The organism is Vitreoscilla massiliensis, assembly GCF_001457815.1.
Lineage (GTDB): Bacteria > Pseudomonadota > Gammaproteobacteria > Burkholderiales > Neisseriaceae > Vitreoscilla > Vitreoscilla massiliensis.
In genome coordinates this window covers 1,031,921-1,044,872 of sequence record NZ_LN898221.1, presented here as the reverse complement: position 1 = coordinate 1,044,872, position 12,952 = coordinate 1,031,921, and the positions used below count along the sequence as shown (strand labels likewise).

Annotated in this window: 3 protein-coding genes and 1 pseudogene; all 4 read left to right on the top strand. The window is 50.4% G+C overall.

The window, feature by feature from the left end; all coding sequences use genetic code 11:
- Nucleotides 1–733 precede the first annotated feature (733 nt).
- On the top strand, nt 734–1,075 hold the full coding sequence (locus BN3003_RS16460) for an ESPR domain-containing protein (RefSeq protein ID WP_058357701.1): 342 nt from the start codon (nt 734–736) through the stop codon (nt 1,073–1,075).
- Complete coding sequence (locus BN3003_RS16455; RefSeq protein WP_058357700.1) at nt 1,051–2,427, top strand: hypothetical protein; 1,377 nt, start codon at nt 1,051–1,053, stop codon at nt 2,425–2,427. The genes BN3003_RS16460 and BN3003_RS16455 overlap by 25 nt, the downstream gene beginning before the upstream one ends.
- A 30-nt stretch (nt 2,428–2,457) precedes the next feature.
- Nucleotides 2,458–3,558: pseudogene (locus tag BN3003_RS19250) on the top strand (hypothetical protein); the annotation flags it as partial.
- Nucleotides 3,553–12,408: a YadA-like family protein gene (locus BN3003_RS16450; RefSeq protein ID WP_267886159.1), complete on the top strand. Its 8,856-nt coding sequence runs from the start codon at nt 3,553–3,555 to the stop codon at nt 12,406–12,408. The pseudogene BN3003_RS19250 and the gene BN3003_RS16450, both read left to right, overlap by 6 nt.
- The last annotated feature ends 544 nt before the right edge of the window (nt 12,409–12,952 follow it).

Genomic DNA, 12,952 nt, shown 5'->3' with positions numbered 1-12,952 from the left:
TACGGATGTGCAGGGCTTGGCAGTTATTTGGCATATTGTGCTAATTTTAGTGCTTATTCTAATTTTGCAGTTAAAAAGTGTTGCATATAAACCATAGTTTCTAAGCTTATCTTTATTTGATTTAACGCAAATAATGTTGAAATAAAGATACCGTTGCGTCGGAATATTGTTGCGTGTTTTGAGAAGTTCAGGCAAATGTCAAGGCTTAGAGTAAAGCATTTTCAAGCGCTAAATTGGCTGAATTTTGGGCCGAAAAAAGGCACTAGAGTGATGGCCAAATTAGAGTGAAAACCTGATTGAATATTGCCGCTATTTGCCGTTGATATATAAAAAATTTATGCAATATGTATTTTGGTTTAGGATTTGGTTAAGATGCTAATTTTTTGCTGGGTTTGGAGTGGAAAGCTCAATTTACATGTCATGATGATTGACATAAAAACTCAAAATTTTCTTTGCAATGAATGCACTGCAAAGCGTGCAAATGCAAAACATTTGTCAAAAATGTTTTAGTGCACATAGTCATTTTTTAGGGTTTTTAGCCAAAAAAGTCGGGGTTTTTGGGCTTAAATTTTCAAAACCAATGTGTTACTTTCCCTTCAACTTGCAGACTCGCTAGGGTCACACACACTCAAACATCCAATCTGCGCCACACAGCAACTCTCACACTATGGGTTCATGTTTTTCAAAATGAACCGGCGCTGGACTGGATTCGTCGTTTTGAAGGACACAGTCAATGAATCGTACCTACCGCGTTGTTTATAACCACTCGACTGGCACTTATGTGGCCGTAGCGGAAAACACCACTGCCCGCAAAAAAAGCAGCACCACAGTTAAAACCGTTATCGCTGCCTTGAGCGTGCCTGTGATGGTCATGGGTTTGAGCGGCACCGCTCATGCGTCGTTTAAGAGCTCAGACGCGGCCTCCAGCCAATTTGGTAATAATTATGTTGCCATAGGCGAAGGTGCGCAGGTAGGTACATCCTCTAAAAGTGCCAATAATTCAATTGCGATTGGTAACAACGCCAAAGCGCAGTATGGCCAATCAACTCCTTGGGTGACAGCGCCCAAGCTTTAGGCGACCGTTCTACTGCCTTGGGTTATGGTGCGCGTGTGGATGCGGGCACTGGCCAATCAATCGCCATTGGTTCTATGTCACAAGCGGCGGGTGACCAATCAACGGCTATCGGTAACGATACCCGTGCGTCAGGTGATTCCAGTGTGGCCATTGGCGGCGATGACGTGAATTCGGTGATTGACAAATTCGGTGCCGAATACACCGCTTTAACGGGCACGACTTTGATTAAAAGTCAGTGGACAAGTACGGAGTCAAAAGGTGGTGGTTCGGTGGCTGTGGGTGTGCAAAGTCAGGCCATTGGCAACTTCAGTACCGCCATTGGTATGACGTCTAAAACAGAAGGTTCGGGCTCGGTTGCCATTGGTGCGCGCTCACAGGGTTTGGACAAGGGTGCTACTACAATCGGTACAGCTTCCCAAGCGACGGCGCAACAAGCGGTAGCCATTGGTATGAACAGCGCCGCTACCGCAAAAAACGCTACAGCCATTGGCTCGGGTGGTAATACGCCTGCAACCGCTACCAAAGCCACAGCCGATGGCGCGATTGCCATTGGTGGCAATTCGGTCAAAGGTTCGCAAGCCACGGGTAAAAATGCCATTGCCATTGGCGGCCAAAGTGTGGCCAGTGTCGACAATGCCGTGGCCATAGGTGCGGGTTCATCATCAACTCACAGCAATTCTGTGGCTTTGGGTGTGAACAGTGTGGCCGATGGTGCCCACATTGGTGATGCTGCTTATCAACCCTTGGATGCAGATGGCAATCCAGTGGCTGTAGCGGGTACGGCGATGGGTGAAGTGTCTATTGGTAAAGCTGGCAGCGAACGCCGCATTACCAATATGGCTGCTGGTTCTGCCGATACCGACGGCGTGAACGTGTCGCAATTAAAAGCGGTGAACAGTGCTTTGACCAGCAAAATGGATGTGTTGGGCAATAACATCACCACTTTGGGCAGCAAAGTGAACACCATGCAAACCTCGATTTCCACCTTGGAGCAAGGCTGGAAATTGCAAAGCGATGGTGATGCCGCCACTGCGGTGAAAGCTGGCAATACTGTCGCGATTAACAGTGGCAGCAATATGGATGTGTCACGCACCGGCAATACCATTACCATTGCCACCGCCAAAGACATGACTTTGAACAGCGTCAGCTTCAGCGATACCGCTGGTAATAACAGCGTGTTGAATGCAGGCGGCCTGAAAGTCAGCAACAGCAAAACCGGTAACAGCGTTAACTATGGTTCTGATGCCTTAACCTTTACCAAAGATGGCAATACTGCCAATGCCGTGAGTGTGGGCAGCAATGGCATCAGTGCTGGTAACCAAGCCATCAGCAATGTCGGCAACGGTGCCTAAACCGCCACATCCAAAGAGGCGGTTAATGGTTCACAGTTATACCAAACCAACCAAGTGTTGAACCAAACCACCCAACAAGTCAGCCAAAACACATCTGACATTGCCCATTTAAGCCAGGGTTGGAAATTACAAAGCGACGGTGACGCGGCCAGCAGCGTGTTGGCCGGCGATACCGTGCAAATCAACAGCGGTAAAAACATCGATGTGAGCCGTAATGGCAATACCTTGACCATCGCCACTGCCGACGATTTGAATCTGAACAGTGTGACCTTACAGGACGCATCAGGCAACAACAGCGTCTTGACTGGCAGCGGCCTGAACGTCAGCAACAGCGCTGGCAACAGTGCTCAATACGGCGCCGACAGCTTGGTGTTCAATCCAGACACGGCCAATGCGGTGTCTATCGGCAATGCTGGCATCAATGCGGGCAACCAAAAAATCACCAATGTGGCTGATGGCGCGATTTCTTCCAGCTCTAAAGACGCCATCAATGGCTCGCAGTTGTACAACATCCAGCAAGAAGTACAAGAGCACATCAAAAAAGCCGAAGACGAAGCCGGTTTATTGGGCAGCTTGGCGGTGCAATACGACAGCACCGATAAAAACCACATTACCTTAGGCGGTGCGGGTGCCTCTAATGCGGTTGGGATTTCTAACGTGGCCGATGGCAATATCGCCGCTGGTTCTAGCGATGCGGTTACCGGCAATCAGCTGTTTCAACCCAACACGCAAGTGAATCAAAACACCAATGACATTGCCCATTTAAGCCAAGGCTGGAAATTGCAAAGCGATGGCGACAATGCCAGCGCGGTGTTGGCGGGGGACACCGTCCAAATCAACAGTGGCAATAACATCGATGTCAGCCGTGTCGGCAATACCTTGACCATCGCCACTGCCGCTGATTTGACTTTGAACAGCGTGACTTTACAGGACGCATCGGGCAACAGCAGTGTCATCAATGGCAATCAATTGGTGTTCAATCCCAATACAGCCAATGCCGTGTCCATAGGCAATACTGGCGTCAATGCCGGCAACCAAACCATCACCAATGTGGCCGATGGCGCGATTTCTTCCAGTTCTAAAGAAGCCATCAATGGTTCGCAGCTGTACGACATCCAGCAAGAGATGCAAGAGCACATCAAAAAAGCCGAAGACGAAGCGGGCTTATTGGGCAGCTTGGCGGTGCAATACGACAGCACCGATAAAAACCACATCACTTTAGGTGGTGTGGGTGCCGCCAATGCGGTGGGCATTTCTAACTTGGCCGATGGCAAAGTGGAAGTAGGTTCTAAAGATGCGGTCAATGGTGGTCAATTGTATGCGGTAGACCAAAAAGTCGACCAAAACAGCGCCGACATTGCCCACTTAAGCCAAGGCTGGCGCATCCAAAGCGATGGTGATACCGCCAGCAGCGTGGTGGCCGGTGACACCGTGCAGTTTAACAGCGGTAAAAACATCGATGTCAGCCGTGATGGCAATACCTTGACCATCGCCACTGCCGATGATTTGAATTTGAACAGCGTGAGTTTACAGGACGCATCAGGCACAACTTATGGCGTCTTGGATGCAAGCGGCCTGAACGTGAGCAACAGCAGCGGCAGCGAAGCGCATTATGGTGCCGACCAATTGGTGTTCAATCCCGGTTCGGCCAATGCCGTGTCTGTTGGTGAAACCGGCATCAGCGCTGGCAACCAAACCATCAGCAATGTGGCCGCAGGTGACATCAGTTCGGCCACGTCTACCGATGCGGTGAACGGCGGTCAGCTTTACCAAACCAATCAAAACATTGCCGACAATAAAAATGCCATTGACCAATTGAGCCAAGGCTGGAAGTTGCAAAGCGATGGCGATGTGGACAGCAGCGTCAAAGCCGGCGATACCGTGCAAATCAACAGCGGTAACAACATTGATATTAGCCGTGTGGGCAATACTTTGACCATCGCTACCAGCGATGACATGGTCTTGACCAGCGTCACCACCGTCGATGGCAGTGGTAAGAGCAGCATCTTGGATGCCGGTGGTTTGCAAGTCGACTCAGGCAATGGTGCTTGGGCCAGCTATGGCGCAGGCAGCAGCATCATCAACGATGGCCAAGGCAATCAAACTTCAACCAATGCGTCAGGCACTGAAGTACAAGATGCGGCCGGTAACACCACGCAAGTGAACAGCAAAGGCATGGTGTTGCTGAACAAAGACGGCACCCAATTGGCAAGTTTGAACCAGCAGCAATTGAGCTTTAGCAATGGCACCCCAGGCAGCAATGTGTCTATTGGTTTGAATGGCATCAGCGCGGGCAACCAAAAAGTCACCAATGTGGCCGATGGTACGGTGGGCGTGGGTTCTAAAGACGCGGTGAACGGTGGTCAGTTGTACCAAACCAACCAAAATGTGACCAATTTGGACAATAAAGTCGCCGATTTAAGCCAAGGTTGGAACTTGCAAAGCGATGGCGACAATGCCAGCGCGGTGCGTGCCGGCGATACCGTTGCCATTAACAGCGGCAAAAACATCGATGTGAACCGCGTGGGCAATGAGATTACCATCAACACCAGCGATGATTTGGTGGTGAACAGTGTGGTGGCCCAAGATGCCGATGGTAATACCATGACTTTGAATGCCGAAGGTTTGGTTTTGCAAGATGCATTGGGCAATGTGAATGTACAAACCGCCTCCAGCAACATCTTGGTGTCCAACAATTACAGCAATGTGACCACGGCAATGGGCAGCAATTTAAGCGATGGTGACAATACCGCTCAATATTTGGTGGGCGGAACCATCTTGACCAATAAAGATGGTGAAGTCACCCACGTGACTGCCGATGGCATGACCGCGTTTGATAAAAACGGCAATACTACCGACTACAGCTCCAATGGTTTGGTCATCAACAATGCTGGCAATACCATCACCATCAGCAATGGCAACATCAATTTTGGCGGCAATACCTTGACCAATGTGGCCGCCGGTGTGACCGCAGGCGACGCGGTGAACAAGGGCCAATTAGACCAAGTGGGCAACAGCATCGCCAATGCCTTGGGTGGCAGCAGTTCTTACGATGCGGCGACAGGCACGGTCAATGCCGGTTTGGCAGTCGGTGGCACAACTTTTAATACCGTACAGGCCGCTTTGGATGCGGTGAACCAACAAGCGAATGCTGGCTGGAAAGTGTCGACTGAAAATGGCAGCACTTACACTGTGGCGCCTAACGACACCGTTGATTTCAGCAATAACGATGGCAATGTGGTGCTTAAAAACACCAATGGCGACATCACCGTCGATTTGGCCAAAGATGTGAATCTGGGCAGCGTGACTGTTGATGATGGTCTGGGCAATCAAACCGTTTTGAACGGCGCCGGCACAGAAGTCACCGATGCCTTGGGCAATAATGCAACTTATGGCGCCAATGGTGTCAGCATCGCCGATGCGGCCGGTAATCAAACCACCGACATCGGTGCAGGCAATATCAATGTGGCTGGCAATACTTACAACATCGCCATCGACGGCAACACCGGCGAAATCACCGGATTGGGCAACACCACATACGACCCAAATAACATACAGGCCGACCGTGCTGCGACCGAAGGTCAAATCGCCGATTTGGACCAACAGTTGACCAACAAAGGCTTTAACATCAGTGCCAACGGTGGCGCTGGCGATACAGTCAAATTGGGCGAAACCGTTGATTTCAGCAATAGCGACGGCAATATCGAAATCAGCAACAATGTGGATAATGGCATCCAATTCAAATTGGCGAATGCAATTTCGGTACAAAGCGTGACTGCCGATGATGGTCAAGGCAATAAAACTGTCTTGAACACCGCCGGTACGCAAGTTGAAGATGCCCAAGGCAATAGCGCTTCTTACGGCGCTAACGGCATCAGCATCAGCAGTGCTGCCGGCAATACCATCACCATTGCTGATGGCAATGTCAACTTCGGTGGCAATACCTTAAGTGGTGTTGGTGCAGGTGTGAACGCAGACGATGCCATCAACAAAGGCCAGCTCGATAACTTGGGCAATAACTTGGCCGACAACTTTGGTGGCAATGCCCAATACGATGGCAACACCATCACTTGGAGCAATATTGGTGGTACCGGTGCCAATACCGTAGACAGCGCCATCGCCTCAGTGAACGACAAAGTGAACTTGGGTTGGAACGCTGCCGATACCGCGGGCAATACCTTCAATGTGGCCGCCGGTCAAACCGTCGGCTTTGTAAACAACGATGGCAACATCAACATCACCGCCGCCGGTTCTAGCCTGACGTTTGACTTGGCCAACGACATCAATGTTAACAGTGTGACTGCTGACGATGGACAGGGTAACAAAACCGTCTTAAACACTGCTGGTACACAAGTTGAAGATGCGCAAGGCAATAGTGCTTCTTACGGTGCTAACGGCATTAGCATCAGCAGTGCCGCCGGCAACACCATTACCATTGCTGACAGCAATGTTAACTTCGGTGGCAATACTTTAAGTGGTGTTGGTGCAGGTGTGAACGCCGATGATGCCATCAATAAAGGTCAGCTCGATAACTTGGGCAATAATTTGGCCGATAACATCTTTGGTGGTAATGCCCAATACGATGGCAACACCATCACTTGGAGCAATATTGGTGGCACAGGTGCGAATACCGTGGACAGCGCCATCGCCTCAGTGAACGACAAAGTCAATTTGGGTTGGAACGCTGCCGATACTGCAGGCAATACCTTCAACGTGGCCGCCGGTCAAACAGTCGGCTTTGTAAACAACGATGGCAACATCAATATCAATGCTGCCGGTTCTAGCCTGACGTTTGACTTGGCCAGCGACATCAATGTCAACAGCGTTACCGCTGACGATGGACAGGGTAACAAAACCGTCTTGAATACTGCTGGTACACAAGTTGAGGATGCGCAAGGCAATAGCGCGACTTACGGTGCCAACGGCATCAGCATCAGCAGTGCTGCGGGTAACACCATTACCATCGCTGATGGCAATGTTAATTTCAGTGGCAATACCTTAAGCGGTGTGGGTGCAGGCGTAAACGCTGACGATGCGGTTAATAAAGGTCAGCTCGATAACTTGGGCAACAATTTGGCCGACAATATCTTTGGCGGCAATGCCCAATACGATGGCAATACCATCACTTGGAGCAATATTGGTGGCACAGGTGCGAATACTGTGGACAGCGCCATCGCCTCAGTAAACGACAAAGTGAACTTGGGTTGGAATGCGGCCGACACTGCAGGCAATACCTTCAATGTGGCCGCTGGTCAAACCGTGGGTTTTGTGAATACTGATGGCAACATCAACATCACCGCTGCTGGTTCTAGCCTGACGTTTGATTTGGCCAACGACATCAATGTTAACAGTGTGACTGCTGATGATGGACAGGGTAACAAAACCGTCTTGAACACTGCTGGTACGCAAGTTGAAGATGCACAAGGCAATAGCGCTTCTTATGGCGCTAATGGCATCAGCATCAGCAGTGCCGCTGGCAATACCATCACCATCGCCGATGGCAATGTCAACTTCGGTGGCAATACCTTGAGTGGTGTTGGCGCGGGTGTGAACGCTGACGATGCGGTTAATAAAGGCCAGCTCGATAACTTGGGTAATAACTTGGCCGACAACATCTTTGGCGGCAATGCCCAATACGATGGCAATACCATCACTTGGAGCAATATTGGCGGTACTGGTGCCAATACCGTAGACAGTGCTATCGCCTCAGTAAACGACAAAGTGAACTTGGGTTGGAACGCCGCTGATACTGCAGGCAATACCTTTAATGTGGCCGCTGGTCAAACTGTCGGCTTTGTGAACAACGATGGCAACATCAACATCACCGCTGCCGGTTCTAGTTTGACGTTTGACTTGGCCAACGACATCAATGTTAACAGTGTGACTGCTGATGATGGACAGGGCAATAAAACCGTCTTGAACACCGCTGGTACGCAAGTTTCAGATGCATTGGGCAACAAAGCATCTTACGGTGCCAACGGTAGCTCGTTCACCGATTTCGCTGGCAACAACAATATCAGCAATGCCTTGGGCAATAGCTTGACCGACATTGCGGGCAATACTTACAGCACCACTGCCGCAGGTTCGGTCTTAACCAACACTGCCGGTGACAAAACTGAGTTGACTGCAGCTGGCACGCAAGTTTCAGATGCCTTGGGCAATAACGCGTCTTATGGTGCCAATGGCATCAGCATCAGCAGTGCCGCCGGCAATACCATCACCATCGCTGATGGCAATGTCAACTTCGGTGGCAATACCTTGAGTGGTGTTGGCGCGGGTGTGAATGCTGACGATGCGGTGAATAAAGGCCAGCTCGATAACTTGGGCAACAATTTGGCTGACAACATTTTTGGCGGCAATGCCCAATACGATGGCAATACCATCACTTGGAGCAATATTGGTGGCACCGGTGCGAATACTGTGGATGACGCCATCACTACCGTGAACAGCAAACTGAATTTGGGTTGGAATGCCGCTGATACTGCTGGCAATACCTTCAATGTGGCCGCTGGTCAAACAGTCGGCTTTGTGAATACTGATGGCAACATCAACATTACCGCTGCTGGTTCGAGCTTGACGTTTGACTTGGCCAACGACATCAATGTCAACAGCGTCACCGCTGACGATGGTCAGGGCAATAAAACCGTACTGAACACCGCTGGTACACAAGTTTCAGATGCATTGGGCAACAAAGCATCTTACGGCGCGAATGGCAGCTCATTTACTGATTTGGCTGGCAACAGCAATATCAGCAATGCTTTGGGCAATAGCTTGAACGACATTGCAGGCAATACTTACAGTACCACTGCTGCTGGTTCTAATCTGACCAACGCTGCTGGTGACACTTATGCCACCACAGCTACAGGTTCGGTCTTGACCAACACTGCCGGTGACAAAACTGAGTTGACTGCGGCTGGTACGCAAGTTGCAGATGCATTGGGCAATAACGCGTCTTACGGCGCTAACGGCATCAGCATTGCCGATGCGGCTGGTAATGTCTTTACCAATATTGGTGCAGGCAATATCAATGTGGCAGGCAATACTTACAACATTGCCATTGATGGCAACACTGGCGAAATCACTGGTTTGAGCAACACCAAATACGACCCGAATAACATACAGGCCGACCGTGCTGCGACTGAAGGTCAAATCGCCGATTTGGACCAACAGTTGACCAACAAAGGCTTTAACATCAGTGCCAACGGTGGCGCTGGCGATACGGTCAAATTGGGCGAAACCGTTGATTTCACCAATAGCGATGGCAATATCGAAATCAGCAACAATGTTGATAACGGTATCCAATTCAAATTGGCAAATGCGATTTCGGTACAAAGCGTGACCGCCGATGATGGTCAGGGCAATAAAACCGTCTTGAACACTGCTGGTACACAAGTTGAAGATGCGCAAGGCAACAAAGCATCTTACGGCGCCAACGGCAGCTCGTTCATCGATTTGGCTGGCAACAGCAATATCAGCAATGCCTTGGGCAATACTTTGACCGACATTGCGGGCAATACTTACAGCACTAATGCCGCTGGTTCAGTATTGACCAACGCTGCTGGTGACAAAACCGAGTTGACTGCCGCTGGTACGCAAGTGGCAGACGCCTTGGGTAACAATGCGACTTATGGTGCCAATGGCATCAGCATTGCCGAGGCGGCCGGTAATGTCTCTACCAGTATTGGTGCGGGCAATATCAATGTGGCAGGCAATACTTACAACATTGCCATCGACGGCAATAGCGGCGAAATCACCGGTTTGAGCAACACCAAATACGACCCGAATAACATACAGGCCGACCGCGCCGCTACCGAAGGTCAAATTGCCGATTTGGACAATAAGATCAACAACGCTGGCTTTAACATCAGTGCCCAAGGTGGTGCCGGTGACACGGTGACTGTGGGTGAAACGGTGGACTTTGCCAGCGCCGATGGCAATTTGACCGTGAGCAACGATGTTGATAACCAAATCTTGTTGACCTTGTCCAGCGATTTGAACTTGAGCAGCGTGACCATGCAAGACGCTTTGGGTAATGTGAATTATGTCGATGCCACTGGCAGCCGCGTACAGGACGCATTGGGTAACAATGCTTTCTATGGCGCGATTGGCAACCAATTCACCGACAAAGCTGGCAACAGCTTTAACAGCAGTGCTGCTGGCAGCAACATCAGCAATGCGAAAGGTGATGTGACCAATGTCACCGCTTCAGGCACGCAAGTGAGCGATGCGGCCGGTAACAATGCCAATTATGGCGCTACCGGTAACACCATCACCAATGCCGCAGGCGACAGCACCAATGTGTCGGCTGGCAACATTACCGTGAGCAATGGCAAAGGTGGCAGTGTCAGCATCGGTGGCAGCGGTATTGATGCCGGTGGCAATCAAATCACCAATGTGGCCGATGGTACGGCGGCAGGCGATGCGATTAACAAAGGTCAGTTGGACCAAGCCATTTCTGATGTGAACAACAGCATTGGTGCGGCCAATAACAGCGGCGTGCAATACGATAAGAATGCCGATGGTACGGTCAACAAAGACAGCATTACTTTGGGTGGCGGCGCCAATGGCACCACCATCACCAATGTGGCCGATGGTAAGGTAGAAGCGGGCAGCAAAGACGCCATCAATGGTGGCCAGTTGCACGATGCCTTGCAACAAATGCAAGACAACCAAACCAACATCAACAATGACATCTTGGGCATTACCGTAGGTCCAGATGGCAAGCCGAAATTGGATTTGGACATTTACGATGTGGCCAACCAAACCAAGACCGGCGATTTGACCTTGACCGAGGCGATCAATACCGTCAACCAAGAGGGCACAAAATACGCGCATACCAATGCTGCGGATGAGAGTGAAGAACCTGGCTTGTTAAACAAAGACAACAACTCGGCCAGTGCTGGTGGTAAAAACTCGTCGGCCTTTGGTGTGAATGCCATTGTGGATGACAGCGCGACCAATGGCTTGGCCATGGGCTACCAATCCAAGGTAGGTGAAGGTGCGACCGATAGCGTGTCTGTCGGCAGCAAAACCGAAGCCAATGGCAAATCTTCAGTGGCCATGGGTCATGGTTCTAAGGCCAATGGTGACAATTCCATCAGCATTGGTACGGGCAATGAGGTGAACGGTGATCGTTCTGGCGCCATCGGCGACCCGAGCATCATCAACGGCAACGATTCTTACAGCATCGGTAACAACAATAAGATCGACGCCGACAACTCCTTTGTGTTGGGCAATGAGGTGAGCATAGGCAAAGACGCCACTGACATGAGCAAAGCCAATGGCGCCACCTTTGGCGGCTCGGTAGGCTTAGGCAATGGCAGCTCGGTCGATGCCGCCGTGGGCACCAAAAACATCACCATAGGCGACACCACGTATGACTTTGCTGGTTCAGCGCCAGTAGGTACCATCAGTGTGGGCAGCAAAGATGCCGAACGCACCATCACCAATGTGGCGGCCGGTCGCATTGATGCGAGCAGTACCGATGCCATCAATGGCTCACAATTGTATGCGACCAATCAAGCGGTAGACAGCTTGATTAAAGGCGAAAGCGGCCCAGTACAATACGTGAAAGACGGCAATGGCAAGGCGCAAAACGTACTCAACCTCAAAGGCGACGCCGACAGCGATGCCCCGGTGACATTGAGCAATGTGGCCGATGGTAAGGCTGCCAACGACGCGGTGAATCTGGGTCAAATGCAAAAAATGGGCGACAAAATCAATGCGCGCATTGATGGCTTGGAAGACGAATCGCGTGCGGGTGTGGCAACTGCCTTAGCCGTGGCCAACTTACCGCAAGTGTATCTGCCAGGTAAGAGCGGTTTGGCCATCGCCACCGGCGTGCATAAAGGTGAAGTGGGTTATGCCTTGGGTTACTCATCCATCTCTGAAGGCGGTAACTGGGTATTCAAGGCTTCGGCCACAGCCAACCGCATGGGCGATGTTGGCGGCGGCGCCGGCTTGTTGTACATGTTCGACTAAGCCACAAGCGGCCTGTAACACAACAGCCATCGTTAAGATGGCTGTTTTTTTATGTTGTAAAGGTTTACAGGCCGCATTGGTATTGGCAGGAATGGGTGCAGATGTACTGAGTGAGTAGCAGTGATAGCGCTTCAAGTAATGTTACAGGCCGCACTAGATTGGCAATAGATTGGGACTTCTTGAAACCGTAATTAATCAATTCAATTCTTGAGGAAAGTTGGGTAGAGATGTTGAGTAAGCGGCCTGTAACACAACAGCCATCGTTAAGATGGCTGTTTTTTTGTGTTGTAAAGGTTTACAGGCCGCATTGGTATTTACAGGAATGGGTAGAGATGTACTGAGTAAGCAGCAGTGATAGAACTTTAAATAAAGTTACAGGCAGCATTGAAGATAATAGCGGATGGCTTGGCTTATCTAAAAATCCCAATCAACCGATTTAATATTGGAGGAAAGTTGGGTAGGGGTGTGAAGCATGCGGCCTGTAAACGGGGTCACTCAATAATTCAATAATAGCGTGTACGGGATGAGTGCGTATGGCTGCATA

Excerpts from the sequence above, each read along its gene's own strand:
- BN3003_RS16460 (WP_058357701.1), top strand. The coding sequence starts at position 734 with ATGAATCGTACCTACCGCGTTGTTTATAACCACTCGACTGGCACTTAT.
- BN3003_RS16450 (WP_267886159.1), top strand. The coding sequence starts at position 3,553 with ATGCAAGAGCACATCAAAAAAGCCGAAGACGAAGCGGGCTTATTGGGC.